Source organism: Streptomyces sp. NPDC005866, from assembly GCF_040629895.1.
Lineage (GTDB): Bacteria > Actinomycetota > Actinomycetes > Streptomycetales > Streptomycetaceae > Streptomyces.
The window spans coordinates 106383-133079 of sequence record NZ_JBEXWP010000028.1 but is presented as its reverse complement, the minus strand read 5'-3'; the positions used below and the strand labels follow the sequence as shown (position 1 = coordinate 133079).

Annotated in this window: 23 protein-coding genes; 9 read left to right on the top strand and 14 right to left on the bottom strand. The window is 71.7% G+C overall.

Going from position 1 to position 26697, the window contains the following annotated elements; genetic code table 11:
• Positions 1-91: 91 nt before the first annotated feature.
• The 4 genes from ABZ396_RS33270 to recG all read right to left on the bottom strand — a co-directional run bounded on the left by ABZ396_RS33270 (position 92) and on the right by recG (position 4699).
• Positions 92-1174: an ATP synthase F0 subunit B gene (locus ABZ396_RS33270; protein WP_358927033.1), complete on the bottom strand. Its 1083-nt coding sequence runs from the start codon at positions 1172-1174 to the stop codon at positions 92-94.
• A gap of 58 nt (positions 1175-1232) precedes the next feature.
• A complete protein-coding gene (gene coaD, locus ABZ396_RS33265) occupies positions 1233-1712 on the bottom strand; it encodes a pantetheine-phosphate adenylyltransferase (protein WP_358927034.1) in 480 nt (159 codons plus the stop codon).
• Between the two features lie 26 nt (positions 1713-1738).
• Positions 1739-2326, bottom strand: a complete 588-nt coding sequence (gene rsmD, locus ABZ396_RS33260; RefSeq protein WP_358927032.1) for a 16S rRNA (guanine(966)-N(2))-methyltransferase RsmD — start codon at positions 2324-2326, stop codon at positions 1739-1741.
• 168 nt (positions 2327-2494) lie between these two features.
• Positions 2495-4699 (bottom strand): ATP-dependent DNA helicase RecG, encoded by a 2205-nt coding sequence (gene recG, locus ABZ396_RS33255; protein ID WP_358927031.1) that lies wholly within the window; start codon positions 4697-4699, stop codon positions 2495-2497.
• Between the two features lie 169 nt (positions 4700-4868).
• Here recG and ABZ396_RS33250 point away from each other — a divergent pair, with 169 nt between their 5' ends.
• Together ABZ396_RS33250 and ABZ396_RS33245 are read left to right on the top strand one after the other, a co-directional pair.
• On the top strand, positions 4869-6704 hold the full coding sequence (locus ABZ396_RS33250; RefSeq protein WP_358927030.1) for an HSP90 family protein: 1836 nt from the start codon (positions 4869-4871) through the stop codon (positions 6702-6704).
• A complete protein-coding gene (locus tag ABZ396_RS33245) occupies positions 6704-9604 on the top strand; it encodes a tetratricopeptide repeat protein (protein ID WP_359186572.1) in 2901 nt (966 codons plus the stop codon). The genes ABZ396_RS33250 and ABZ396_RS33245 overlap by 1 nt, the downstream gene beginning before the upstream one ends.
• 19 nt (positions 9605-9623) lie before the next feature.
• Here ABZ396_RS33245 and ABZ396_RS33240 read toward each other — a convergent pair whose 3' ends face one another.
• Complete coding sequence (locus ABZ396_RS33240) at positions 9624-11297, bottom strand: DAK2 domain-containing protein (RefSeq protein ID WP_358922598.1); 1674 nt, start codon at positions 11295-11297, stop codon at positions 9624-9626.
• A 260-nt stretch (positions 11298-11557) separates the two neighbouring features.
• Here ABZ396_RS33240 and rpmB point away from each other — a divergent pair, with 260 nt between their 5' ends.
• The 3 genes from rpmB (at position 11558) to ABZ396_RS33225 (ending at position 16193) form a co-directional block, all read left to right on the top strand.
• The gene (rpmB, locus tag ABZ396_RS33235; RefSeq protein ID WP_003993230.1) at positions 11558-11743 is read left to right on the top strand and encodes a 50S ribosomal protein L28; all 186 of its coding nucleotides are present in this window, start codon (positions 11558-11560) and stop codon (positions 11741-11743) included.
• A 128-nt stretch (positions 11744-11871) separates the two neighbouring features.
• Positions 11872-14907: a BTAD domain-containing putative transcriptional regulator gene (locus tag ABZ396_RS33230; RefSeq protein ID WP_358922596.1), complete on the top strand. Its 3036-nt coding sequence runs from the start codon at positions 11872-11874 to the stop codon at positions 14905-14907.
• A gap of 47 nt (positions 14908-14954) precedes the next feature.
• Positions 14955-16193, top strand: a complete 1239-nt coding sequence (locus tag ABZ396_RS33225; protein WP_358922594.1) for an FAD-dependent monooxygenase — start codon at positions 14955-14957, stop codon at positions 16191-16193.
• Here the strand turns inward: ABZ396_RS33225 and thiD are convergent.
• Positions 16156-16971, bottom strand: a complete 816-nt coding sequence (gene thiD / locus ABZ396_RS33220; protein ID WP_358922592.1) for a bifunctional hydroxymethylpyrimidine kinase/phosphomethylpyrimidine kinase — start codon at positions 16969-16971, stop codon at positions 16156-16158. The two genes, ABZ396_RS33225 and thiD, sit on opposite strands and share 38 nt — an antisense overlap.
• On the bottom strand, positions 16968-17933 hold the full coding sequence (locus ABZ396_RS33215; protein WP_358922591.1) for a thiamine-phosphate kinase: 966 nt from the start codon (positions 17931-17933) through the stop codon (positions 16968-16970). Before ABZ396_RS33215 ends, thiD begins: the two co-directional genes overlap by 4 nt.
• A 205-nt stretch (positions 17934-18138) precedes the next feature.
• Here ABZ396_RS33215 and ABZ396_RS33210 point away from each other — a divergent pair, with 205 nt between their 5' ends.
• Both ABZ396_RS33210 and ABZ396_RS33205 read left to right on the top strand, forming a co-directional pair.
• Positions 18139-18372 (top strand): Lrp/AsnC ligand binding domain-containing protein, encoded by a 234-nt coding sequence (locus ABZ396_RS33210; RefSeq protein WP_093498875.1) that lies wholly within the window; start codon positions 18139-18141, stop codon positions 18370-18372.
• Positions 18373-18392: 20 nt separating this feature from the next.
• Positions 18393-18878: a DUF3515 domain-containing protein gene (locus ABZ396_RS33205; RefSeq protein WP_358922588.1), complete on the top strand. Its 486-nt coding sequence runs from the start codon at positions 18393-18395 to the stop codon at positions 18876-18878.
• 269 nt (positions 18879-19147) lie between these two features.
• On the opposite strand, the gene ABZ396_RS33200 is transcribed toward ABZ396_RS33205, so the two are convergent.
• The 3 genes from ABZ396_RS33200 to ABZ396_RS33190 are packed head-to-tail and all read right to left on the bottom strand — an operon-like array spanning position 19148 to position 22136.
• Complete coding sequence (locus tag ABZ396_RS33200) at positions 19148-20305, bottom strand: D-alanine--D-alanine ligase family protein (RefSeq protein WP_358922587.1); 1158 nt, start codon at positions 20303-20305, stop codon at positions 19148-19150.
• A 59-nt stretch (positions 20306-20364) separates the two neighbouring features.
• Positions 20365-21375, bottom strand: coding sequence for an NAD(P)H-dependent glycerol-3-phosphate dehydrogenase (locus tag ABZ396_RS33195; protein ID WP_358922585.1), 1011 nt, complete (start codon positions 21373-21375; stop codon positions 20365-20367).
• Positions 21372-22136 (bottom strand): lysophospholipid acyltransferase family protein, encoded by a 765-nt coding sequence (locus ABZ396_RS33190; protein ID WP_358922584.1) that lies wholly within the window; start codon positions 22134-22136, stop codon positions 21372-21374. Before ABZ396_RS33190 ends, ABZ396_RS33195 begins: the two co-directional genes overlap by 4 nt.
• A gap of 177 nt (positions 22137-22313) precedes the next feature.
• On the opposite strand from ABZ396_RS33190, the gene cofC reads away from it, so the two are divergent.
• Positions 22314-22952: a 2-phospho-L-lactate guanylyltransferase gene (gene cofC / locus ABZ396_RS33185; protein WP_358922582.1), complete on the top strand. Its 639-nt coding sequence runs from the start codon at positions 22314-22316 to the stop codon at positions 22950-22952.
• Positions 22953-22961: 9 nt separating this feature from the next.
• Entirely contained in the window at positions 22962-23165 is a 204-nt protein-coding gene (locus tag ABZ396_RS33180; RefSeq protein WP_358922580.1) for a hypothetical protein, read from the top strand.
• A 150-nt stretch (positions 23166-23315) separates the two neighbouring features.
• On the opposite strand, the gene ABZ396_RS33175 is transcribed toward ABZ396_RS33180, so the two are convergent.
• The 4 genes from ABZ396_RS33175 to leuC all read right to left on the bottom strand — a co-directional run bounded on the left by ABZ396_RS33175 (position 23316) and on the right by leuC (position 26623).
• Positions 23316-23933, bottom strand: a complete 618-nt coding sequence (locus ABZ396_RS33175) for an HU family DNA-binding protein (RefSeq protein WP_358922578.1) — start codon at positions 23931-23933, stop codon at positions 23316-23318.
• 140 nt (positions 23934-24073) lie between these two features.
• Positions 24074-24304, bottom strand: a complete 231-nt coding sequence (locus tag ABZ396_RS33170; protein WP_358922576.1) for a hypothetical protein — start codon at positions 24302-24304, stop codon at positions 24074-24076.
• Between the two features lie 288 nt (positions 24305-24592).
• Entirely contained in the window at positions 24593-25186 is a 594-nt protein-coding gene (gene leuD, locus ABZ396_RS33165) for a 3-isopropylmalate dehydratase small subunit (protein ID WP_358922574.1), read from the bottom strand.
• A 6-nt stretch (positions 25187-25192) separates the two neighbouring features.
• Positions 25193-26623, bottom strand: coding sequence for a 3-isopropylmalate dehydratase large subunit (gene leuC / locus ABZ396_RS33160; protein ID WP_358922572.1), 1431 nt, complete (start codon positions 26621-26623; stop codon positions 25193-25195).
• Positions 26624-26697: the final 74 nt, after the last annotated feature.

Sequence of the window (26697 nt, the reverse complement as noted above, 5' to 3'; positions counted from 1 at the left end):
GCCGAAGGCTGGGGGACGTCGGCGACCGACGACAACGCGGCAGATGCGCGTGCCAGCCCCCGCGTCTGCGGAGTGATCCAAACGACAGGCCCTAGAGGCCCCGGCCCTGTTCGTACGCCCTCAGCTGCTCCGGCGTGATCATGCCGGTGTCGAAGAGGCTGGTCTCGTCCAGGGCGTACGACTGGTGCTGGGCCGGCTGCTGCTGGGGGTCGTAGACGGGCTGCTGGCCGGTGTCGTAACCCTGGTAGGCGTAGGGGTCGGCCTGCTGATAGCCGTAGGCGTCCTGCTGAGCGTAGACGGGCTGCTGCTGGGGGTAGCCGCCGTAGGGGTCCTGCTGCTGCGGGTAGCCGTACGGGTCCTGCACCATGGGCTGCTGCACCGGCTGCTGGTCGTACTGCGGCTGCTGCTGGGCGGCGGCCGGCTGCACCTCGGCCTGTGCCGCCTGGGCGTCCTGGTCGGCGAGGGCCGCCAGGTCGGCGAGGTAGTCGGCGTCGCTGGAGTGCCGGAAGGTCGTGGTGTCGCCGGCCAGGGCGCCGAGGGCATCGGAGGCGATCCGGCCGTGCAGCTTGGCGCGGCCCTTGCCGACGGCCTCCAGGGTCTTGGCCAGGACCGCCTCGAAGGCGCCGAGCTTGACGTCGACGTAGGCGTCGGCGTCCCGGCGCAGGGTCTCGGGGTCGTGGCTGCGCTCGGGGGCGTCCTCGTCCTCGTAACCCTGCTCGTCGAGGCCGGGGCCGGTGCCGAGGAGCTTCTCGCGGCCGCGGCCGACCGAGCCGAGGGTCTTGGTGAGGACGACCTCGAAGTTGGCAAGCTTGGAGTCGACGTAGTCGTCGGCCTCGGCGCGGACCTCGTCCGCCTCCCTGCGGGCCTCGGTGACGATCCGGTCGGCCTCCGCCTGGGAGCGGCGGGCCACCTCGGTGCCGGAGATCAGCGAGCCGCGCTCGGCGTGCGCGGTCTCGATGATCCGCTCGGCCTCCATGCGCGCCTGCTCGACCATCTGCTCACGGTCGCCGATCAGCTCCTGGGCCTGGGCGAGGGAGCCGGGCAGCGCCTGGCGCAGGTCTTCGAGTATCGCGAGCAGGTCGGCACGGTTGATCACGCACGACGCCGACATGGGCATGGCGCGGGCACCGGAGACCATGGCCACGATCTCGTCGAGCTTCTTCTGTACGTCCACCCTGCGCTCGCCACTCTCTACAGCTGTGTTGGAGACGGACGGGACGACTGTAGCTCCATCAGTCCCTGTGAATACGCTTGTTGAGGGCCTCGAAAACGGCCGGCGGCACGAGGTGGGAAACGTCGCCGCCCCACTGGGCGACCTCCTTGACCAGGGAGGACGAGAGGAAGCTGTAGGTGGGGTTGGTCGGCACGAAGAGCGTCTCGACGCCCGACAGGCCGATGTTCATCTGGGCCATCTGCAGCTCGTAGTCGAAGTCGCTGACGGCCCGCAGGCCCTTGACGATGGCCGGGATGTCGCGCTGCTTGCAGAAGTCGACGAGGAGGCCGTGGAACGCCTCGACGCGGACGTTTCCGTAGTCGGCGGTGACCTGGCGGATCAGGTCGATCCGCTCGTCGATCTCGAACAGGCCCTTCTTGGACTTGTTGATCATCACCGCGACGTAGACCTCGTCATAGAGACGGGACGCACGGGCAATGATGTCGAGATGTCCGTTGGTGATCGGGTCGAACGACCCGGGACAGACGACGCGGCGCACTAGTGATCCCTCGCTCTCCGGTCCGGTCATCGTGCGTCTTCGCACGTAGAGGCGGCGCGACCGTACCAAAACGTTCCCTCGCCGTAGCGACGGGCCCGGAGGCCCTCGAAACCGGCCGGCCAGTGGAAGTCGCCGCCTCTGGTGCTGCGCTCCACGGTGACGAGGGCTTCCGGCGCTAGCCAGCCCCCCGAGTGGAGTGTGAGGAGAATCTCCCGAAGATCGTCGTCCGAGACGGCGTACGGGGGGTCCAGGAAGGCGATGTCATACGGCTGTGCCGGCGCCGGTGTCTGGATGATCTGTTCCGCTTTGCCCGCCCTCACCTCGGCGCCGGGCAGACCGAGGGACTTCACGTTCTCCCGGACGACTCGGGCGGCTCGTGGGTCCGCCTCCACGAGCAGGGTGTGGCCGGCGCCCCGGGAGAGGGCCTCCAGGCCTACGGCGCCGGAACCGGCGTAGAGGTCAAGGACGCGTTCGCCGTCCAGGGGGCCGCCGAGGAGGGACTGCCAGGTGGAGAACAGGCCCTCGCGTGCGCGGTCGGATGTTGGCCGGGTTCCTGTGCCGGGCGGCACTGAGAGGCGCCGTCCGCCTGCCCGGCCGGCGATCACGCGGGTCATGGGGGGCCCTTCTTCGGGGAGCGGCTTTACGGGTTCAGTTTGGCAGGCCTACGCGGCTGGGTGCCTGGCCGAAGCCGGCGGCTGCGGGTGCGATGTGGCTGGTCGCGCTCACCCGGCGGTAGCCGCATATTCGATACGGCCCCGCGCCCCTTTCAGGGGCGACGCACCTCAGCCCTTTTCCAGGAACTGTTCTCTTTCCTCGTCCAAGAGGGCGTCCAGGGCCGTTCTCAGGCCCGGGAGGTCCGTCAGCTCGGGGTCCTTCGCCACCAGTGCGGTCGCTTCCGCCCTCGCCTCCGCGATGATCTCCTCGTCCTCGATCACTGCCAGGACGCGGAGGCTGGAGCGGGCTCCCGACTGGGCCTGGCCCAGGACGTCGCCCTCTCTGCGCTGTTCGAGGTCGATACGGGAGAGCTCGAAGCCGTCCAGGGTCGAGGCCACCGCCGTCAGACGCTGGCGGGCCGCGCTCGCCTCGGGCATCTCCGTGACCAGGAGGCAGAGGCCGGGGGCGGAGCCCCGGCCCACTCGGCCGCGCAGCTGGTGGAGCTGGGAGACGCCGAAGCGGTCGGCGTCCAAGATCACCATGGCGGTGGCGTTGGGGACGTTCACGCCGACCTCGATGACCGTCGTGGCCACCAGGACGTCCGTATCGCCCGCCGCGAAGCGGCGCATCACCGCGTCCTTGTCGTCCGGGTGCATCCTGCCGTGCAGGACCTCCACCCGCAGGCCGTTCAGCGGGCCCTTGGCGAGGTGGTCGGCCACGTCCAGGACGGCCAGCGGGGGGCGTTTCTCGGCTTCGTCCTCGGCCGTCTTCTTCGCTTTCTTGGGGTCGTCCTCCTCGTCGCCGATGCGCGGGCAGACCACGTACGCCTGATGGCCGTTGGATACTTCCTCGCGGACCCGTTCCCAGGCGCGGGCCAGGAAGTGGGGCTTGTCGGCGGCGGGGACGACGTGGGTGGCGATCGGGGAGCGGCCGGCCGGGAGCTGGTCCAGGACCGAGGTCTCCAGGTCGCCGAAGACCGTCATCGCGACCGTGCGCGGGATGGGGGTCGCCGTCATGACGAGGAGGTGCGGCGGCTGTTTGCCCTTGCCACGCAGGGCGTCTCGCTGTTCCACGCCGAAGCGGTGCTGTTCGTCCACCACCACCAGGCCCAGGTCGTGGAACTGGACCTTGTCCTCGATCAGCGCGTGGGTGCCGATCACCAGGCCGGCCTCCCCGGTGGCGAGGTCCAGCATGGCCTGGCGGCGGGCGGCCGTGCCCATCGAGCCGGTGAGGAGGACGACCTTGGTGGCGTGCTCGGCGCCGCCCAGCATGCCGCCTTCCGCCAGCTCCCCCATCATCTCGGTGATCGAGCGGTGGTGCTGCTGGGCCAGGACCTCGGTGGGCGCGAGCATGGCCGCCTGGCCGCCCGCGTCGACCACCGCGAGCATGGCGCGCAGGGCGACGAGCGTCTTCCCGCTGCCGACCTCGCCCTGCAGGAGGCGGTGCATCGGGTGTTCGGTTGCCACGTCGTCGAAGATCTCCTTCGAGACCTTCTGCTGGCCGTCCGTGAGGGTGAACGGGAGACGGTCGTCGAAGGCCGTGAGGAGGCCGTCGGGGCTGGGTCTGCGGGCCACCGCCGGGAGTTGGGCGTCGGTGTGGCGGCGGCGCGCCAGGGCGACCTGGAGGACGAAGGCCTCGTCCCACTTCAGGCGGTCGCGGGCCTGTGCGATGTCCGCCTTCGTGTGCGGGCGGTGGATCTTGAGGAGGGCCTCGGGGAGGGAGACCAGGCCGCGGCCCTCGCGGAGGGTCGGCGGCAGAGGGTCCAGGGCCTCCTGGACGCTCGGCAGGACCGTCTGGATCGCCTTGCCGATCTTCCAGGACTCCAGCTTGGCGGTGGCCGGGTAGAGCGGGATGATGGCTCCGGCCCAGGTCTCCGCCGATTCGGCCGCGTCGTCGCCGTGCAGCAGTTCGTAGGCCGGGTGGGCCAGTTGCAGGCGGCGGTTGAAGACGGAGACCTTGCCGGCGAACATGGCGCGCGTGCCCGGCAGGAGTTCCTTGTGGGGTTTGTGCACGCCGTTGCCGAAGAAGACCAGTTGGAGCCGGCCGCTGCCGTCGGTGATCGTGACCTCCAGGCGCTGGCCCTTGCCGCGCGGCGCCTTGGCGGAGGCGAACGTGTGCAGACGGGCGTCGGCCACCATGGCGACCACCGTCACGTGTTCGTCCATGGGCAGGTCGGCGAGGTGGGTGAGCTGGCCGCGCTCCTCGTATCTGCGGGGGTAGTGGTGCAGAAGGTCGCCTACGGTGTGCAGGCCGAGATGCTCGGCCATCACCTTCGCGGTGGCTGGGCCGAGCACCTTTTTCAGTGGTTCTTCCAGTGCGGGCACGAGATCCATTGCACACCACGCCACTGACAATGCCGTATACGTCTCGGGAAACCCCTGGTCAGACGGCCGTTTTGAGTCATAGGATGGCGCGCTCCGGCCATCCTTCCGCGGTCACCACCCCACCAGGGACCGCCCGACCCCGCGCCGACCGTGTCTTCCCCCCTCCGGCGCAGCGACGATGGACTCCCAGACCTCACAGTCATCCCAGGCATCACAGTCACCTCATACTTTCCAGGTCGACCTGCGTGGTCTGGTGGACCTGCTCTCCCATCATCTGTACTCCAGCCCCAAGGTCTACCTGCGCGAGCTGCTGCAGAACGCGGTGGACGCCATCACCGCCAGACGGGCCGAGCAGCCCGACGCCCCGGCGCGGGTGCGGCTGTACGCCGACGGCAGTGCCCTTCGGGTGGAGGACAGCGGCGTCGGGCTCACCGAGTCGGACGTGCACAGCCTGCTCGCGACCATCGGGCGCAGCTCCAAGCGGGCGGACGGGCTGCAGGAGGCCCGCTCCGAGTTCCTGGGCCAGTTCGGCATCGGGCTGCTGGCCTGTTTCGTGGTCGCCGAGCGGATCCGGGTGGTCAGCCGCAGCGCCCGCACTCCGGACGCGCCGCCCGTGGAGTGGACGGCACGCGACGACGGGTCGTACACCGTAAGGACGTTGGCGCCCGAGGCCCGGCCCGAGCCCGGCACCACCGTGCATCTGGTGGCGCGGGCGGGTGCGGCGGAGTGGCTGGACGAGCGGCGGGTGCTCGCGCTGGCGCGGGACTTCGGTTCGCTGCTGCCGTACGACGTCCGGGTGGGCGACGAGGCGGTCACCGATCTGCCCGCGCCCTGGGACCGGCCCTACCCCTCCCCCGGCACCCGCCGGGTGGCGCTGGCCCGGCACTGTCACGAGCTGTTCGGGTTCACGCCGCTGGACTCGATCGCCCTGGACGTGCCGCTCGCCGGGATCCGGGGGGTGGCGTACGTGCTGCCGTCGGCGGTGAGTCCCGCCCAGCGGGCCACCCATCGTGTGCACCTCAAGGGCATGCTGCTCACCGAGCGGGCCGAACAGCTGCTGCCGGACTGGGCGTTCTTCGTGCGCTGTGTCCTGGACACGGACAGTCTGCGGCCGACCGCCTCGCGTGAGTCGCTGTACGAGGACGAGACGCTGGCGGCCGTACGGGAGGCGCTCGGCGAGCGGATCCGGTCCTGGCTGACCGGACTGGCCGCCGGTGATCCGGAACGGCTCTCCGCCTTCCTGTCCGTGCACCACCTGGGCGTGAAGTCCCTCGCCCGGCACGACAAGGAGATGCTGCGCACCATGCTGCCGTGGCTCCCCTTCGAGACCACCGACGGGCAGCTGTCCCTGGAGGAGTTCGCGCAACGGCACCCGGTGGTGCACTTCACGCGGACGGTCGAGGAGTACCGGCAGGTCGCGCCGATCGCCTCCGCGCAGGGCGTCGGGGTGATCAACGGCGGTTACACCTACGACAGTGAGCTGGTCGAGGCGCTGCCTTCGGTGCGGCCCGGGACGGTGGTCGCGGAGCTGGACGCCGACACCGTGACCGCGCATCTGGATGCGGTGGATCCCGCGGAGGAGCTGGCGCTGGCGGGCTTTCTCGCGGCCGCGCGGGCGAAGCTGGACCCGCTGGGCTGCGATGTCGTCCTGCGGGCCTTCCATCCGCTGTCGGTGCCCGCGCTGCACCTGGACGACCGGGCCGCGCGGCACGAGCAGGCCCGCGCGGAGGCCGAGGAACACGCCGACGACCTGTGGGCGGGCATCCTGGGCTCGCTGCGCGGCAGCGCACCCCGGGCGCGTCTGGTGCTCAACCACCTCAACCCGCTGATCCGGCGGATCAGTTCCCTGAAGGACCCGGAGCTGATCGGCACCGCGAGCGAATCGCTCTACGGGCAGGCGCTGCTGATGGCCCAGCGCCCGCTGCGGCCGGCCGACTCGGCGCTCATCAACCGCTCGTTCATCGGCCTCCTGGAATGGGCGGCCTATCGAGAGCATGGAGAGGGTGACCGCTGATGGGCGAGATCACCGACTTCGACGCGCTGCGCCGCGCGATGGCCGAGAACTCCGAGGAGCCGGAGGGGCCCGCCCGCAACGCGCGCGCGGAGCAGCTGCTGGTGGAGGCCGAGAAGCTGAACGTCCCGCTCGCCGTGATCGAGGCGCTCGGGCACCAGCTGAAGGTCTACAACTACAGCTCCGAGAAGGACAGGATGTTCGTCCCGTTCGCGCGGCTGCTGCGCATGTGGGACGAGCGGCCCGGGGACTTCGACGAGTACGAGACGCATTCGCTGCACTGGGTCTTCAAGTGGATGTCGGCCGGCATGCTCGACCAGCCGCACATCCCGCTCGCCTCGATCGAGAAGTGGCTGGGCGAGATGGAGCACCGCTACCGGCTCGCCGGGCACTCCGAGCGTGCGGTGCGCAGCGCCGAGTTCAGTGTCGCCGGGCACATCGGTGACTTCCCGCGCGCGGAGCGGGCGTACACGGCCTGGCTGGCGGCGGACCGGGACCGGATGGCCGACTGCCACGCGTGCGAGCTGCACGGGCAGGGCAGCTGGCAGCTGAGGAACGGCCGGGACGCCGAGGCCCTGGAGCTGTGGCGGCCGGTCCTGGAGGGCGAGTACAGCTGCGCCCACGAGCCGCACACGGTCCTCGCCTCCTCCCTGGCCCCGCTGCTGCGGCTCGGCCGGGTCGACGAGGCCCGCGCCCACCATCTGCGCGGCTTCCGGCTCGTCCGGCCCATGGAGAGCATGCGCGGCGCGTACGCGGACCATGTGGAGTTCTGCGCGCTGACCGGCAACGAGGCGCGCGGTCTGGAGCTGCTGGCGGAACGTCCCGCCTATTTCACGGACACCGGGCAGCCGCGCAGCCGGATGGACTTCATGGCGGTGGTGACGCTGCTGATGGATCGGCTGACCGAGCTGGGCCTCGGTGAGCAGCGGGTGCCGGGCCCGGCCGGGCGGGCGTGGAGCGCCGGGGAACTCGCCGTCCACGCGCGCGCGGAGGCCCTGGAGCTGGCCGCGCGGTTCGACGCCCGCAACGGCACCTCCTACGTCGGCGACCAGATACGCGAGCACATGGCCCAGCGGCCGCTGGTGGACCGGCTGCCGCTGGGCGTGCGAACGGTACGGACGGCGCCCGCCGGGCCGGTCGCGCCGGTCGTGCAGGCGCCCACGCCGGAGCGCCCCACGCTGCCCGCGCTGCTCGCCGAGGCACGGCGGCAGTCGGACACGCTCCAGCCGCACGCCCTGGAGGCCTGGGCGGCGGTCGCGCGGGCCGCCGAGAGCGTTGAGGTGGACATGTACGTCCGAGCGGAGATCGCCGACCACACGGCGATGGGCCGCGGCCCGGAGGGCGTCGAGCTGTTCGAGCGGGCGGCTGAGCTGTACGCGGAGGCCGGCGACGAGGGCGAGGCGATCGCGGCACGCGCGCGTGCTGCCTACGTCCGCGCGCTGGCCGGGGAGCTGGACGAGGCGACGGCCGCGATCGGCGAGCCGTACGACCGGATCCTCGCGCTGTACGCCGACGACGCCACCGGTGTACGGCAGACGGCGTCCGTGCTGATGAGCCGGGCGCGGATCCTGATGCGGTGGGTGCACGAGCGGTCCGAGGGCGCCGCCGACGCCGAGCAGGCCGTACGGGAGCTGCTGGCGCTCGTCGGCGGGCGCGGCCGGTCCGACGTCCGGCTGCTGTCCCGGGCAGCCGAGGGGCGGGCGATGCTCGCCGAACTGGCCGAGCACGCCGGGGACGGGGAGCGGGCGGGCGAGCTGTTCCGGCAGGCGTCGGCGCAGTTCGTCGGCGCCGAGCTGCCGTGGTTCGCGGTGGAGTACGAGCTGCGGGTGGCCGCACTCGCCCATGAGGAGGGCGACATGGGCGAGGCGGAGCGGGCGCTGCGCGCGGCCCTGGAGCACGGCGGGCCGTACGTGGAGCCGGTCGGGCGGGCCCAGCTGCATCTCCAGCTCGCCGAGGTCGTCGGCGGCCGGGGCGCGGCCGAGGAGGCCGTCGAGCACGCCCTGGAGGCCGCGCACTGGGCCGACGAGGCCGGGGAGAGCGGCACCCTGGGCGCCTGGGCGCGGCACCAGCTGGGCGGCTTCCTGCTGCGGCAGGGGCGGTTCGCGGAGGCCGCCGAGGTGCTGGAGTCGGCGCTGGCCGACCTGAGCGCCGAGACGCACGGCGACGGCGCGGTCGTCCAGACCCAGTGGTGGCTCGGGGACTGTCTGAGCGAGCTCGGCGAGCACCATGCGGCGGCCGAACGGCGGCTCCAGGCGGCCGAGATCGCCCGGCACTGGCCCGAGCAGCACGATCACGCCACCCTCGCGCACCTGGCCGCCGAGTCACTGGGCAACGCGGGGCTGCCCACCGAGGCGGACCAGGCGTACACGCGCGCGGGCGAGTTGTGGCGGGCGATGGGCAATGTGCACTTCCTGGTCCGCTCGCTGCGGGCCCGCGCGTGGCTGGCGCTACGCACGGAGGCGGGGACGGAGGGCGCGCGGACGTTGATGGCGGCCGCGGTGGCGGAGTGCGAGACGGCGCTGGCGGCGCCCGCGGACCCGGCGGCCCGGGAGCGGCTCACCGGTGAACTCGGCCACACCCACCGGCAGTTCGGTGATCTGCTGGCCCGGTCCGTGCCCGAGGACGCGGAGGACGGGGCGATCCAGGACGCCTTCGAGGCGGCGCTGGCCGAGATGACCGCGGCGATCGCCGCTTTCGCCGAGCTGGACGAGGACGGTCTGCACAGCCGTACCGGCGCCGAACTCGCGGCGGGCTGGCTGGAGGCCGACCTGAGCCGGCCGGCGGACGCAGCCGCACGCGCGCGTGCGGTGCTGGACGCCTACGAGGGCGCCGACCAGGCCGACGACACGGTCCGGGCCCGGCGGGCGGAGGCGCGGCAGCTGCTGGAGCCAACGGAGGTGTGAAGGGGCGTGCGCAAGGGGCTCACTCGACGCCGATGAGGAGCGGGGCCCCCTGCCGGCCGCCGTCGTAGACCACCGTGTCGACGGCCAGGTACGCCTCACGCACCCGTGCCTCCAGGCGTTCGGCGACGCCCTCGGGCGCCTCGGCGCCGAGGACGAGGGTGACCAGCTCGCCGCCGGCCTGGAGCATACGGTCGAGGACGGTCTCGGCCGTGGCCGTCACGTCCGAGCCGATCACCGCCACGTCACCGTCGATCAGGCCCAGCACGTCCCCGGCCTGGCAGATGCCGGCCATGGTCCAGGACTGCCGTTCCGCGACCACGACCTCGGCGTAGCGGGTGGCGCCCGCCGCCGAGGTCATCTGCACGACGTCTTCGTCGAAGCGGCGGTCCGGCTGGTGCACCGCGAGCGCCGCGATGCCCTGGACCGCCGAGCGGGTCGGGATGAGGGCGACCCGGATGCCCTCCGCGCGGACCTGCTCGGCGGCCGCGGCCGCCCTGTGCCGCAGGTCGGCGTCGTTGGGCAGCAGCACCACCTCGCGCGCGTGGGCGCGCCGTACGGCGTCCACGAGCTCCCCGCTGGCGGGCGGCTCCCCGGGGCGCGCGAGCACGGTGGTCGCGCCGGACTCGGTGTACAGCCCGACCAGCCCCTCCCCCGGCACCACGGCCACCACGGCCCGCTGTACCCGCTCGCGCGGCGGCTCCCCGCCGGTGTGCACGTCCCCCGCGCCGAAGTGCGTGATCCGGATCCGGTACGGCCGCCCCGCCTCGACGCCCGCCTCCACGGCGGCGCCGGCGTCGTCGACGTGCACATGGACGTTCCACAGGCCGTCGCCGCCGACCACGACCAGGGAGTCGCCGAGGGCGTCGAGCCGGGACCGCAGCCGGTCCACGGCGGCATCCTCGGCCTCCAGGAGGTAGATGACCTCGAAGGCGGGGCCCATGGCGGACTCGGCGCACGCCTCGGCCCGGGCGTCGGAAACTGCGTCCACGCGCGCGTGGACGATCGGGCCCACCCCGTACGCGTGCACGTCGAAGGCCGTCGGCGTCTCCCCCGTGAACGCCTCCACCAGCGCCCCGAGCACCGCGACCAGGCCCCGCCCGCCGGCGTCGACCACCCCGGCCCGCTCCAGGGCGGCCAGCTGCCCCGGGGTCGCCGCCAGCGCCTTGCACGCGCCCTCGTAGGCGGCCCGTGCGACCGTCCCGCAGTCGCCCTCGGCCGCGTCGGCGGCGTCGGCCGCCGCCGTCGCGACCGACAGCACCGTGCCCTCGACGGGGTGGGCCACGGCCCGGCGGGCGGCGTCGGCGGCGTGCCGCAGGGCGAGCCGCAGCCTCTCGCCGTCGATGTGAGTCGCCCCACCGTCGGTGACGACGAGGGCCATGCCGCGCAGCAACTGCGCCAGGATCGTGCCGGAGTTGCCGCGCGCGCCTATGAGGGCCCCGTGCGCCATCGCGCGGACGGCTTCGGCCGGCGTGGGGACCTCTTCACCCAGCTCATAGCCCGCGAAGAGGGCCTCCACGGCCCCGGTGGCCGACTCCACCGTCAGATAGAGGTTCGTGCCCGTGTCGCCGTCGGCCACCGGGTAGACGTTGATCGCGTCGATCTCCTCGCGCGCCCGGCCGAGCGCCCCGAGCGCGAGACCGCACCAGGTGCGTACCGCGAGAGCATCGACGAATGTCTGCGGCACCTGCGCCACCTGCGCCTCCTTGAGCTGGCCCGCCGTGGTCGCAGCGTAGACCCCGGGAGGGTGCCCACCGGAAGCGGGCCGGGAGCCGGCCCCTGAGCTGCCATGCTAGTTTCGTCTAACCGACGCGGCCGTTGTATGCTGCTCCGGTTGCCCGATCCGATCGGGCCATCACCCCTGGCAACGCCACTCAAGATCTCTGATCCCCAGGATCTCGATCCCGGCACGCCGGGATTCAACCGTAAGTGCATCTGAAGTCTTTGGAGTGACCCGTGGCTGCCAACTGCGACGTCTGCGGCAAGGGGCCGGGCTTCGGCAACAACATCTCGCACTCGCACCGCCGTACGTCCCGTCGCTGGAACCCGAACATCCAGCGTGTGCGTACCGTGGTCGGCGGGACGCCGAAGCGCGTGAACGCCTGCACCTCGTGCATCAAGGCCGGCAAGGTCTCGCGCTGACGCACTGCTGCTAGCGCGCGGCCACAGCCGGTTCGCCGCACTGAGCCGGTCCACCTGAGGGTGGGCCGGCTTTTTGCCGTGCCCGAAAATCGAAACCCCGGCAAACCGAGCCCTGACAAGCTGAGCCCATGCGCTTCGGCATCCTGGGCCCCCTGGACATCCGCACCGACGACGGCACCCCCGTCGACCCCGGCGGCCCTCGCCCCCGCGCGCTGCTCACCCTGCTGCTCCTGGACGCCGGCCGCGCGGTCTCCGCGCAACGCCTCACCGACGGCCTCTACGGCGCCGAGCCCCCCGCCGGGACGGCCAACGCCCTCCAGTCCCAGATCTCCCGGCTGCGCAGGCGCCTGGCACCGCACACCGAGATCGAGGCCACCCCCACCGGTTACCGCGTCGCCGTCACCCCCGACACCGTTGACGTACACCAGTTCGAAGTCTGTTCCGCGGCCGGACGCGCCGCCCTCGCCGCCGGCGACCACGGAAACGCGGCAGCACAGCTCCGGGAGGCGCTCGCCCTGTGGCGCGGCCCCGCGCTGCCCGACCTCCCGGACGCGCACGCCGAGGCCGCGCGGCTCGAAGAGCTGAGGCTGGCCGCCGTACAGGACCGGATCGAGGCGGATCTGGCGCTCGGCGGCGGCCCCGGGCTGGTACCGGAACTGCGGGCGCTGCTGGCCGCCCACCCGCTGAGCGAGCGGCTGTACGGACAGCTGATGCGGGCCCTACAGGCGAGCGGGCGGCCCGCCGAGGCGCTCACGGTGTTCGAGGAGGCCCGTCGCGCCCTCGCCGACCAGTTGGGCGCCGATCCCTCACCGGAGCTGTGCGCGCTGCACCTGGAACTTCTCAGGGGCACGGAGCCCGAGCGGCCCAGGCTCCCGGCCCAGCTCACCCCATTCGCTGGCCGTGAGCCCGACCTCGCCCGTATCGCCACCCTCCTGGACGGCTCCCGCCTGGTCACGCTCACCGGTCCCGGCGGTGCGGGCAAGACACGGCTGGCGATCGAGGCCGCTCGCAAGGGGGAGGCCGCGCGCAAGGACGACGGCGTCTGTTTCGTCGAGCTGGCGCCGCTGGGCGACGGCTCCCAGATCCCGTACGCCGTCCTCACCGCCCTGGGGGTCCGCGAGGGCCTGCGCAGCCCCGCCGCCGGAACCACGGACCGCCTGCTGGCCGCCCTGGAGGAGCGCGAACTGCTGCTCGTCCTCGACAACTGCGAGCACCTGGTCGAGGCGGCCGCCGGGTTCGCCGCCCTGCTCCTCGCCTCCTGCCCGGGCGTGCGGATCCTCGCCACCAGCCGGGAGTCCCTGAGCATCACCGGCGAGGTCCTGGTCGCGGTGCCCCCGCTGCCGCCGGAACCGGCGGAGCGGCTCTTCCTGGACCGGGCCCGCGCCGTGCGCCCCGGTTTCGACGGCCACGCGCGCGTGCCGCACATCTGCGCCGCCCTCGACGGGCTGCCGCTGGCCATCGAACTGGCGGCGGCCCGGCTGCGCACCCTCACGCCCGACGAACTCGCCGACCGCCTGGACGACCGCTTCCGCCTCCTCTCGCGCGGCGACCGCTCCAAGGCGCCCCGGCACCGCACCCTCCGCGCGGTCGTCGAGTGGAGCTGGGACCTGCTGGACGAGGAGGAGCGGGAGCTGGCACGGCGGCTGACGGTGTTCTCCGGCGGCGCGACGCTGGAGGCGGTCGAGGCGGTGTGCGGGCTGCCGTATCCGGAGGACGTGCTGGCCTCGCTGGTGGAGAAGTCGTTCCTGGAGGTGTCCGAGGGCCGCTACCGGATGCTGGAGACGATCCGCGCGTTCGCCGCCGAGGCCCTGCCCGACCCGGACGGCCTGCGGGACGCGCACGCCCGGTACTTCCTCCGGCTGGCCGAGCAGGCCGAGCCGAAGCTCCGTGGCGGCGGTCAACTGCCCTGGCTGGAACGGCTGTCCGCGGAGCACGGCAACCTCGACGCGGCCCTGCGCCATCTCGTGCGCCACGGCCCCGAGGACGCCCTGCGGCTGATGGCCGTCCTGTCCTGTTTCTGGCGGCTGCGCGGGCTGCACGGCGAACAGGTGACGTCGGCACGCGAACTGCTGGCCGCTGTGGGGGACGCGCCACCACCGGGGCTTACGGAGGAGTACGTGCTGTGCGCCATCAATGTGCTCCTGGGCGACGGCGATCACCCCGCCGGCGACGAAGCGGGCGGCAACGAAGAGCTCGTCGCGCGCGTGGACGCGCTGATGGCCGCGTGCGAAGGCCCCTTGCGGCTGCCGCACATCCTCATGCTCTGGTCGGTCGCGGCCGGCCCCCGGCCGACGACCGACGAACAGGCCGTCGCCCTGGCCGGCGACGACCCCTGGGCACGTGCGCTGCTCGATGTCGGCCTGGGTTTCCGGGACATGCTCGCGGGCCGGCCACGGGAGGCCGAGAAGTGCTTCACCCGGGGGCTGGACGGGTTCCGGGCGACGGGTGACCGCTGGGGGATGGCCAACTGCCTCGACCCGCTCGGCATGTCCGCCCACGCGGGCGGGGACTCACGCCGCGCCCTGGAGCTGCTCGACGAGGGACTGGCCCACATGCGCGAGCTGGCGGCCCCGGAGGAGACCGCCGACCTGCTGCGCACCCGGGGCACCGTGCTGCTGCACCAGGGCGACACGACGGGCGCCGAGGCCCACTTCGAGCAGGCGCTGACGCTGGCCCGCGGTGCCGGGCTCCCCGACAAGGTGGCGGGCGCCCGGCGCGGTCTCGGCGACGCGGCCCGGCTCTCCGGGGACACGGCACGCGCGCGCGTGCACTACGAGAACGCCCTCAGGGACTGCGCCGCCAACTGGTTCAGCGTCGGCGAGACGGTCCGCATCCTGATCGGGTTCGGCCGCACGGCCGCCGCAGAGGGGTGCGTCGAGGAGGCTCGCGACTGGTTCCGGCAGGCCGCCGAACTCGCCGTCGAGGGGCCGGGCACCCTGGAACTCGCCGACGCGGCGGAGGCGTTGGCGTCGGTCGCCGACTCGGCCGAGCGGGCCGCCGTCCTGCTCGGCGCGGCGACGTCCCTGCGGGGCGCCCGCGCGAAGGCCGACCCGGACGTCGTACGCGTCGAACAGGAGGTCCGCGCGAAGCTGTCGCCCCAGGCCTACGACAAGGCCTTCGACCAGGGCCTACGGCAACGGTCAGCGGCGGTCAGCGAACGGTAGGAGGACGGTCAGCGGCGCCGCCGAAGCTCTCCCCCATGACGAACCGCATGACTAAGAACCCCACGACGAAGAAGTCCACGACGAAGAACCTCAGCCACCTCAGCGTCCTGGTCTCCGGCGCCAGCGTCGCCGGCCCCGCCCTCGCCCTCAACCTCGTCCGGCTCGGCGCCCGGGTCACCGTCGTCGAGAAGGCCCCGGAACTGCGCGGCGGCGGCTTCGCGGTCGACTTCCGCGGGCATGTCCACCGCACCGTCCTGACCTCCATGGGCATCTGGGACGAGATCCACGCCCGCCAGACCCGCATGGGCCGCCAGACCGTCGTGAACGCCGACGGCAGCGCGCGCGTGGACCTGCCCGCCGAGCTGATGAGCGGCGACGTGGAGATCTTCCGCGGCGACCTCACGCAGCTCATGTACGAGCGCACCAAGGACGACGTCGAGTACGTCTTCGGCGACTCGGTCGCCTCGCTCACCGAGGACGCCGACGGCGTCGACGTCACCTTCGAGCGGGGCGCTCCCCGCCGCTTCGACCTGGTCGTCGGCGCGGACGGCCTGCACTCCAACACCCGCCGGCTCGTCTTCGGCGAGGAGTCCCGCTACCTGCGCTTCTTCGACCACTACGTGGCCGGCTTCGACATCCCCAACCACCTGGGCCTGCACCGCACCGGCCGGGTCTACAGCGAGCCCGGCCGCGCGGCCGTCATCGGCAACTACGACGGCGACCCGGGCCGCGCGGGGGCGCTGCTGGTCTTCCGGTCCGAGGAGCTGTCGTACGACCGCCGGGACGTCACGGCGGTCAAGCGGATCCTCGCGGAACGGTTCGCCGACTTCGGCTGGGAGGGCCCGACCCTGCTGAAGGCCCTCGAAGAGGCCGACGACCTGTACTTCGACGCGATCGCCCAGATCCACGTCGACCGCCTCGTCAAGGGGCGGGTGGCGCTGCTCGGGGACGCCGGCTACGGGGCGACGATGGGCGGGATGGGGACGGGTGTGGCGGTCGTCGGCGCCTATGTCCTCGCCGGTGAGCTCGACCTCGCGGGCGGCGACCACCGCACCGCCTTAGCCGAGTACGAGTCCCGGATCCGGGACTTCGCCAAGGGCTGCCAGAAGATCTCCGGGAACGCGGGCCCGTTCTTCGCCCCGCCCACCGAGCGGCGCATCCGCAACCGGGACCGCATGTACCGGGTCCTCAGCTCACGGCCGCTGGCCCGCTTCTTCAAGAAGATGACGGAGAAGGCGGCCACGGACATCAGGCTGCGGGAGTACCCGGGTCTGCCGGAGGCCTGAGGGCCCAGCCGTGGTCTACCGGCCCGATCCCCGCGCCGAGCGCGAATCCGGCCGCGATCGCCCCGGTGACGTACTCCTTGGCCGCCGCCACCGCCTCCGGCACGGACTGCCCCTTGGCGAGCCGCGACGCGATCGCGGACGCGAGGGTGCAGCCCGTGCCGTGGGTGTGCCGGTTGTCGAGGCGGGGGGCGCGCAGCCGGAACTCGTCCGCGCCGTCCGTGAGCAGGTCCACGGCCTCGCCGGGCAGATGCCCGCCCTTGATCAGCACCCACTTCGGCCCGTACGCCAGCACGGCCGCCGCGGCCCGGCGCAGGTCCCCTTCCGATTCGACGTGGACGCCGGTCAGTTGGGCCACCTCGTCCAGGTTGGGGGTGGCCACGGTGGCCAGTGGGAGGAGTCTGGTGCGGACCGCGTCCAGGGCGGAGGCGGCGAGCAGCGGGTCGCCGTGCTTGGAGACGCCCACCGGGTCGACGACCACGGGCGCGTCGGTCCCGGCGATCAACTCCGCGACGGCCTCGACGAGTTCGGCTGAGGCAAGCATCCCGGTCTTCACCGCGTCCACGCCGATGTCGTCGACGACGCTGCGGTACTGGGCGCGCACAGCCGCCACCGGCAGTTCCCAAGCGCCCTGCACGCCCAGGGAGTTCTGGGCGGTCACCGCCGTGATCACGCTCATGCCGTGCACACCCAGCGCCAGCATCGTCTTCACGTCGGCCTGGATCCCGGCCCCGCCACCGGAGTCGGAGCCCGCGATCGTCAGCACCCGCGGGAGGCTCATGACTCGATGTCCCCGAAGTGGTCCCAGCCGCCCTTGCTGGTCCAGGGCGCCCCGTCGACCGTCACCTGGGGCAGCGCGGACGGGTTGAGGACCTCGCCGATGACCTTCCAGCGGGCGGGCAGCTTCACGTCCGGCGGGAAGGTCGCCACGATCGCGTGGTCCTCGCCGCCGCTCAGCACCCACTGCAGCGGGTCGACGCCGACGGCCTGACCGATGTCGTTCATCTGGGACGGGATGTCGATCGCACCGGAGCGGATGTCGATCCGCACCTTGCTGGCCTCCGCGATGTGACCGAGGTCGGCGATCAGCCCGTCGCTCACGTCACACATCGCGGTCGCGCCGAGTCCCGCGGCGGCCGGCCCCGCGTGGTACGGCGGCTCGGGGCGGCGGTGGGCCTCCACGAAGGCGCGCGGCGAGCGGAAGCCCCGGGAGAGCACCGCGTAGCCGGCCGCGGACCAGCCCAGCCAGCCGGTGACGGCCACCAGGTCGCCGGGCTGGGCTCCGCCCCGGGTGACCGGCTCCTGGTTGCGCAGATCACCGAGCGCGGTGATGGAGACCATGATGGTGTCGCCTCGGACCACATCGCCGCCGACCACCGAGGCGCCGGCCACCTGGCACTCGTCCCGGATGCCGTCCATCAGCTCGCTGGGCCAGGTCACCGGCAGTTCGGCGGGGACGACCAGGCCGAGCAGCAGCGCGGTCGGCACGGCGCCCATGGCGGCGATGTCCGCGAGGTTCTGCGCGGCCGCCTTGCGGCCGACGTCGTAGGCCGTGGACCAGTCGCGGCGGAAGTGCCGGCCCTCCAGCAGGATGTCGGTGCTCGCCACGACCCTGCGGTCGGGCGCGGCGACCACCGCGGCGTCGTCGCCGGGGCCGACCCGGACCGCCGGAGTGGTGGTGAGACGGGAGGTGAGCTCCCTGATGAGCCCGAACTCTCCCAGCTCACCAACAGTGCCCTTCATTGCCCTTCGCCCCTTCTCTGCCTTGCCGTGCCCGCTCGCGCGTCACCGTTGTCCTGGATACGGTCGAGGTGACCGTCAACTTCTGCCGTGCCCGCACCCCGGCGCGCAAGCCCCTGTCCGCGCAGGTCTCCCCGCGGTGGGCGGCGACGCGATACCGTGGCGTTCCTTTTCCCCACATGATCCTCGTGGCCGCCCTGGAGGTTCCGTGGTACAGGCGTACATCCTGATCCAGACGGAGGTCGGCAAAGCGTCGACCGTCGCCGAGATCATCAGCAAGATCCCTGGAGTCATCCAGGCCGAGGATGTGACAGGACCGTACGACGTCATCGTGCGCGCACAAGCGGAGACGGTCGACGAACTCGGCCGGCTCGTGGTCGCGAGGGTCCAGCAAGTGGACGGCATCACGCGCACCCTGACCTGCCCGGTCGTCCATCTGTAGCCCCCGTCTACGCTTGGCCGGTGAACATCTTCCGTCACCGGCCATTCGGTCTGCCCGCGCTCGCCGTGCTGATGATCGCGGCGGCGGGCTGCTCATCAGCAGACGACGCCCCGTCGGCGGCGGTTCCCCGTCCGGGTGCGTCGGTCGCCAAACTGTGCGACCGCCTCGACGGGGTGCTGCCGAAGAAGGTCGACGGATTCACCCGACGTGACCCCGAGCCCTCGTCCGCACTGACCGCGGGCTGGGGGGACCCGGCGATCATACTGCGCTGCGGTCTCGCACGGCCTGCGAAGATGGCCGACCCGGAGGCCGACGGGGTCGAGGTGAACGGGGTCGGGTGGCTGCTGGAGCAGCGGGCCGACGGGGCGTTCCGGTTCACGACGACGCTCCGGAAGGCGTATGTCGAGGTGACGGTTCCGAAGGACCGGACGGGGGACGGCATGGCGCCGCTGGTGAGTTTGGCGCCTGCCGTCAAGAAGGCGATTCCGGAGGGGATCGCCGGCTAGGGGGTGTCCGGCAGATCAGGGCGGCTGTAAGACGGCGCTTCCTGGCCGGGACGAGCGGGGTCTGGTGCGTGCAGCTGCAAGGCGGAGGAGGCGTGGACAATCAGCCGCTTCCGCGGCGGCCGACGCGGTGGGGGCACCCCCGGCCGAAGGCTGGGGGACGTCGGGGACCGACGACAACGCGGCTGGGGGCACCCCCTCTGGGGGGGCGTGCCAGACCCCGCGACGCCGACAGGATCCGCCGGACGCCCCCTAGGGCCTGACGGGGCGCTTCAGCGCAGGCCGGTTGAACGGTTCAGCGCTGCCTGGATGAGGCGGTCGACGAGGTCCGGGTAGGTGACGCCCGTCGCCTGCCACATCTGGGGATACATCGAGATCGGTGTGAATCCCGGCATCGTGTTGATCTCGTTGATCACGAAATCGCCGTCCTCGGTGAGGAAGAAGTCCGCGCGGACCAGGCCCTCGCAGGACGCGGCCTCGAAGGCGTCCACCGCGAGCGCCTGGATCTCGGCGGTTTCCTCCGGGGTCAGCGGGGCCGGGACGATGCCGGGGGTGGAGTCGATGTACTTGGCCTCGAAGTCGTAGTACGCGTGGGCGTCGGCCGGCGGGATCTCGGCCGGGGCCGAGGCGCGCGGGCCGTCCTCGAACTCCAGGACCCCGACCTCGATCTCACGGCCGCGCAGCGCCGCCTCGACCAGGATCTTCGGGTCGTGGGACTGGGCGGTGGCGATCGCCTCGTCCAGGCCGGAGAGGTCGTCGACCTTGGTGATGCCGATCGACGAACCGGCACGGGCGGGCTTCACGAACAGCGGCCAGCCGTGCTCGCCCGCGAAGTCGACGATCCGCTTGCGGGCGGCGGACTCGTCCCGCTTCCACTCGCGGGGACGGATCACCAGGTACGGGCCGACCTTGAGCCCGAACGAGGTGAACACCCGCTTCATGTACTCCTTGTCCTGGCCGACGGCCGAGGCGAGCACACCGGAGCCGACGTACGGGATGCCGGAGAGCTCCAGGAGTCCCTGGAGGGTGCCGTCCTCGCCGTAGGGGCCGTGCAGCACCGGGAAGACGACGTCGACCTCGCCGAGCGCCTTGGGCACGGAGCCGGGCTCGCTGTAGACGACCTCGCGGTTGGCCGGGTCGACGGGGAGCACCACGCCGCCCTCGGTGGACTCGGCGAGGTCGCCGACCTCGGGGGTACGGCGGTCGCTGATCGCCATGCGTTCGGGTTCGTCGGCCGTGAGCACCCAGCGGCCTTCCCGGGTGATGCCGATCGGCAGGACGTCGTACGTCGTCCGGTCGATGGCGCTCAGGACGGCTCCGGCGGTGACCATGGAGATCCCGTGCTCGGAGCTGCGACCGCCGAACACGACGGCCACACGCGGCTTGCGAGCGGGCTGCTCAGGGTTCTGGGGGAGGTTCTCGGTGCTCATATCGCGTTGAGGGTACCCGGTGGTAGGTCCCCGAGACAGCGTCCTCGGGGCGCGTTTGCTCAGCGTCGCTCGGGCTTCGCGCTACGCGACATGAGCTCCTTGAGGGCGACCACGGGCGGCTTGCCCTCGTGCACGATGTCGACCACCGTCTCGGTGATCGGCATCTCCACGCCGTGCCGGCGGGCCAGATCGGCCACGGACTCGCAGGACTTGACGCCCTCGGCGGTCTGACTGGTGACCGCGATGGTCTCCTCCAGGGTCATGCCCTTGCCGAGGTTGGTGCCGAAGGTGTGGTTGCGGGACAGCGGCGAGGAACAGGTGGCCACCAGGTCGCCGAGGCCCGCGAGGCCGGAGAAGGTCAGCGGGTCGGCGCCGAGCGCGATGCCGAGCCGGGCGGTCTCCGCGAGACCGCGCGTGATGAGCGAGCCCTTGGCGTTGTCGCCGAGGCCCATGCCGTCCGCGATGCCCACGGCGAGGCCGATGACGTTCTTCACGGCACCGCCCAGCTCGCACCCGACCACGTCGGTCTCGGTGTACGGCCGGAAGTACGGGGTGTGGCAGGCGGCCTGGAGCCGCTGGGCGACCGTCTCGTCGGTGCAGGCGACCACGGCGGCGGCCGGCATCCGGGCGGCGATCTCGCGGGCGAGGTTGGGGCCGGTGACGACGGCGACGCGGTCCGCGCCGACCTTGGTGACGTCCTCGATGACCTCGCTCATCCGCATGGCGGTGCCGAGTTCGACGCCCTTCATGAGCGACACGAGGATCGTGCCGGGCGCGAGCAGCGGCGCCCATTCGGCGAGATTGGCCCGCATGGTCTGGGACGGCACCGACAGGAACGTGAAGTCGGCGCGGGCCGCGGCCTCGGCGGGGTCGGTCGTGGCCCGCAGGTTCTCGGGGAGTTCCACGCCGGGCAGGTAGTCGGGGTTGGTACGGCCGGAGTTGACGGCCTCGGCCACCTCCGCGCGCCGCGCCCACAGGGTGACCTCGCACCCGGCGTCGGCGAGCACCATCCCGAAGGCCGTACCCCACGAACCCGCGCTGAAGACCGCCGCCTTGGCAGGCTTGCTCACTTGCCGCTCTCCTCTTCCAGACCGCTCTGCGAACGCGCCCGGCGCCGCTGCTCGATGCGCACCTGGCGTGGATCGTAGGCGGTCCCGGGGGCCTTCTCGCCGCGGATCTCCTCCAGCTGGCGGGTGATGGCGGCCATGATGACCTCGGTCGCCTCCCTGAGGACGTCCTGGGTCATGTCCTTGCCGTAGAAGCGCGAGAGGTCGACCGGCGGGCCGGCGAGGACGTGGTGGGTCTTGCGGGGCAGCAGGTTGAGCTTCTTCGCGTACGGCGGCAGCAGTTCGTTGGCGCCCCACTGGGCGACCGGGATCACCGGGCACTTGGTCTGCAGGGCGACCCGGGCGGCGCCGGTCTTGCCGGTCATGGGCCACTGGTCCGGGTCGCGGGTGATCGTTCCCTCAGGGTAGAAGGCGACGCACTCGCCGCGCTCCACGGCGTCGATCGCGGCCCGGAAGGCGCTGAGCGCGTCGGTGGACTCGCGGTAGACGGGGATCTGCCCGGTGCCCCGCATGGCGGCGCCGACGAATCCCTTCTTGAAAAGCCCGCTCTTCGCCAGGAATCGCGGAACGCGCCCGGTGTTGTACTGATAGTGAGCGTAGGCGAAGGGGTCGATGTGGGAATTGTGGTTCACCGCAGTGATAAATCCGCCCTCGGCCGGAATGTTGTCCATTCCGCGCCAGTCCCGCTTGATCATGACCACCAGCGGCGGTTTGCACAGCACCGCAGCGAAGCGGTACCAGAAGCCGATTCTCCGGCGGGGCACGCGCACACCTTCCTCTAGGACTTCTTCCCGGTCTCCGGGACTTCTTCTCCCGGACCGGGGGCCGGGAGAAGTGTGGCCCCGGTCCGCCGGTCTGTCGAGGAACACCGTACGCCTCGCTGCCGCGCGTACCCCGGGGCCCGGGTGACAATGAGGCAACAAGGGAGGGACGGTACGTCGGTGCAGTGGACCTTGGTGATACCCCTCAAGCCCTTGGCGCGGGCCAAGAGCAGGCTCGCGGACACCGCGACGGACGGTTTGCGTCCGTCACTGGCCCTCGCCTTCGCCCAGGACACGCTGGCGGCGGCGCTGGCCTGCCAGGCGGTGAAGGATGTGGCGGTCGTCACGGACGACACGCTGGCAGGACGCGAGCTTTCGGCGCTGGGCGCGCGCATCGTCCCGGACACGCCGGGAAGCGGCCTTAACGCCGCTCTGCGGCACGGCGCGGCGGTCGTACGCGCATCGCGTCCGGAAAGCGCGGTGGCTGCCCTGAACGCCGATCTGCCGGCGTTGCGTCCGCTGGAATTGTCCCGGGTGCTCGACGCGGCCGCGGAATTCCCGCGCGCTTTTCTCCCGGACGCGGCGGCAATCGGCACCACCCTGCTGGCCGCGGCCCCCGGCAGTGAATTGGCGCCCGTATTCGGCCCGGATTCCCGTGCCCGCCACACCGCCTCGGGCGCCGCGGAACTGCGACTGGCCGACGTGGACTCGGTGCGCCAGGACGTGGACACCGGCGCGGACCTGCGGACGGCACTGGCCCTGGGCGTGGGCCCACGCACGGCCGCGGTGGCGGCCCGCCTGCTGATCCCGGACCAGTAGGCTGCGCTCATGCAGGCGACCGCATACACGTACGACCCCGAGACCCGCAGCGGCCAGGTGCTGCTGGACGACGGGACTCCGGTGCCCTTCGAGGGAGCCGCTTTCGAGGCGGGAGGCCTGCGGCTGCTCCGGCCGGGGCAGCGGGTGCGGATCGAAACAGAGGGCACCGGAGCCGACCTCCGCGTCACCCTGGTGACCTTGCAGACTCTCTGAGGCGAAAACGCCCCGTCAGGGGCGCGGGGAACTGCGCGACCAGCCCCAGCGGCGCCGCACCCGAAACTCTTGGTACGCCAAACACACCGCGGGCCGGACTCCTCAAAGGAGTCCGGCCCGTCGCGTGAGTTACCCCGGCGCTCCCCCGCGTCAGCGGGCGGCGGTCTTCTTCGCGGTGGCCTTCCGAGCCGTCGACTTCTTGGCCGGCGCCTTCTTGGCGGTGACCTTCTTGGCCGGAGCCTTCTGCGCGGCCGCCTTCTTCGCCGTCGCCGTGCTCTTCTTGGCGGTGGTCTTCTTGGCCGTGGTCTTCTTCGCCGTGGCGGTCGTCTTCTTCGCCGTCGTCTTCTTCGCGGTGGTCTTCTTGGCCGCCGCGGTCGCCTTCTTGGCGGTGCTCTTCTTCGCCGCCGCCTTCTTGACCGTCGCCGAAGCACCGCCGGTCAGGCTGCCCTTGGGTGCCTTCTTGACCGAGACCTCGCCGCCGCGGGGGAGCTTCTTCGAGCCGCTCACCAGGTCCTTGAAGCCCTGACCGGCGCGGAAGCGCGGCACGGAGGTCTTCTTGACCCGAACCCGCTCGCCCGTCTGGGGATTGCGGGCGTAACGGGCCGGGCGGTCCACCTTCTCGAAGGACCCGAAGCCCGTGACCGAGACCCGGTCACCCGCGACGACCGAGCGGACGATGGCGTCCAGAACCGCGTCGACCGCTTCCGCGGCCTGCTGGCGGCCGCCCATCTTGTCGGCAATCGCTTCTACGAGCTGCGCCTTGTTCACGTCTTCCCCTTCGGAGACATCGCCAGAACGAAAGTGTTCAAGCTTTTTCGCACGTTAGGCAGATATATACCGCAAATCAAACACGAAACGGGCTTATCACCCTCGTGCCGCAACGGACTCGGCCGTCCTGGACGGTCCAGTCACCGTTCCTCTTCGGGGAATCGACCCGCTTCGAGGTCCGCGTTGAACCGTTCCAGCCGCCTTGCCGCGTCGGCGAGGTCGTGTTTGGCCGCGGCCGTAATGACCAGCAGCTTCCGGGTCAGCGCCATCCGTACGCCCTCCGGGACTTGCAGTGCGCGCACTCTTGTGTGCGCTTCCTTCAGTTGGCCCGCGACCGCCGCATAGAGCTGGAGTTGGCCGTCGTGTTCCATGCACAGATTGTGCCATCTGGGGCGAGTTGTCGCCTGCGCAGGGGGCAACTGCCGCCGCAAATGGCCTTCCGGGCACTTGCGGAAGCCACGGACACAGCACTCACCTACCCCCACAACATCCGCCCTAACGTGGGAAGTTGGCAAGACCTGCGACAACGCGAGCGCCCGTTCGGGTGCAGACATGGCTGTACCCCCAATCGTGGCGATCGGGGGTACAGGCGGGGCGTTGCGGTGGCTGAAACCAGCCCTGTTCAGATGTGGTCGACCAGGCCGGAAGCGGGCTCCGGATCAGGCCTGGAGCGTCCGCGGCTTGTACGACGGCCGCTTGGCCTCGTACGTGGCGATGTCGGCCTCGTTCTGGAGGGTGATGGAGATGTCGTCGAGCCCGTTCAGCAGCCGCCAGCGGGAGTTCTCGTCCAGCTCGAAGGAGGCGGTGATGCCCTCGGCGCGCACCTCGCGGGCCTGCAGGTCGACCGTGATCTCGGCCTGCGGGTCGTTCTCGGTGAGCTCCTGGAGCGCGTCCACGATCTTCTGCTCCAGGACCACCGTGAGCAGGCCGTTCTTCAGCGAGTTGCCCCGGAAGATGTCGGCGAAGCGGGAGGAGATGACGGTCTTGAAGCCGTAGTTCTGCAGTGCCCAGACGGCGTGCTCACGGGAGGAGCCGGTGCCGAAGTCGGGGCCGGCGACCAGGACCGTCGCACCCTGCCGCTCGGGCCGGTTGAGCACAAACTCGGGATCTTTCCGCCAGGCCTCGAACAGCCCGTCCTCGAAGCCGTCCCTGGTGACCTTCTTGAGCCAGTGAGCAGGGATGATCTGGTCGGTGTCGACGTTGGAGCGGCGCAGCGGGACGGCTCGGCCGGTGTGCGTGGTGAATGCTTCCATGGCTGATCAGACTCCAGCGGGCGTACGAACGTCGGCGTCGGACAGGTCGGCGGGCGAGGCCAGGTGGCCCAGGACGGCCGTGGCGGCCGCGACCTGCGGCGACACCAGGTGGGTACGGCCGCCCTTGCCCTGCCGGCCCTCGAAGTTGCGGTTGGAGGTGGACGCGGAGCGCTCACCCGGGGCCAGCTGGTCGGGGTTCATGCCCAGGCACATCGAGCAGCCCGCGTGCCGCCATTCGGCGCCGGCGTCCTTGAAGACGACGTCCAGGCCCTCGGAGACGGCCTGCAGACCGACCCGTGCGGAGCCGGGGACGACCAGCATCCGTACGCCGTCGGCGACTTTGCGGTCCTTGAGGATGTCCGCCGCGGCGCGCAGGTCCTCGATACGGCCGTTGGTGCAGGAGCCTACGAAGACGGTGTCCACGTTGATGGAGCGCAGCGACTGGCCGGCCTCCAACCCCATGTACTCCAGGGCCTTTTCGGCGGCGAGGCGCTCCGAAGCGTCTTCGTACGAAGCCGGGTCGGGGACGTCCGCCGAAAGCGGGGCGCCCTGGCCAGGGTTGGTGCCCCAGGTGACGAACGGGGAGAGGGCGGCGGCGTCGATGTGCACCTCGGCGTCGAAGACCGCGTCCTCGTCCGTCTTCAGGGTCTTCCAGTACTCGACCGCCGCATCCCAGTCGGCACCCTCGGGGGCGTGGGCGCGGCCCTTGATGTACGCGAAGGTCGTCTCGTCGGGGGCGATCATGCCCGCGCGGGCGCCGGCCTCGATCGACATGTTGCAGATGGTCATGCGGGCCTCCATCGAGAGCTTCTCGATGGCGGAGCCGCGGTACTCCAGGATGTAGCCCTGGCCGCCGCCCGTACCGATCCTGGCGATGATCGCCAGGATCAGGTCCTTGGCGGTGACGCCCTCGGGCAGTTCGCCGTCGACCGTGATGGCCATGGTTTTCGGGCGGGCCAGCGGCAGCGTCTGGGTGGCCAGCACATGCTCCACCTGGGAGGTGCCGATACCGAACGCCAGCGCGCCGAAGGCGCCGTGCGTGGAGGTGTGCGAGTCACCGCAGACGACGGTCGTACCGGGCTGGGTCAGACCCAGCTGCGGGCCGACCACGTGCACGACACCCTGCTCGACGTCGCCCAGCGGGTGCAGCCGGACACCGAACTCGGCGCAGTTCTTGCGCAGCGTCTCCAACTGGACCCGGGAGACCGGGTCCGCGATGGGCTTGTCGATGTCGAGGGTGGGGGTGTTGTGATCCTCGGTCGCGATGGTGAGGTCGAGGCGGCGCACCTGGCGGCCGTTGCGGCGCAGCCCGTCGAAGGCCTGCGGGCTGGTCACCTCGTGCAGCAGGTGCAGATCGATGAAGAGGAGGTCGGGCTCGCCCTCGGCGCGCCGGACGACATGGTCGTCCCAGACCTTCTCCGCGAGTGTCCTACCCATCGCTTTCCCTCCGGCCGGCAGACGTGCACCGGCCCAACTAGAGATCTTGAGGTAGCGGCTGCCCGTTCTCCGGG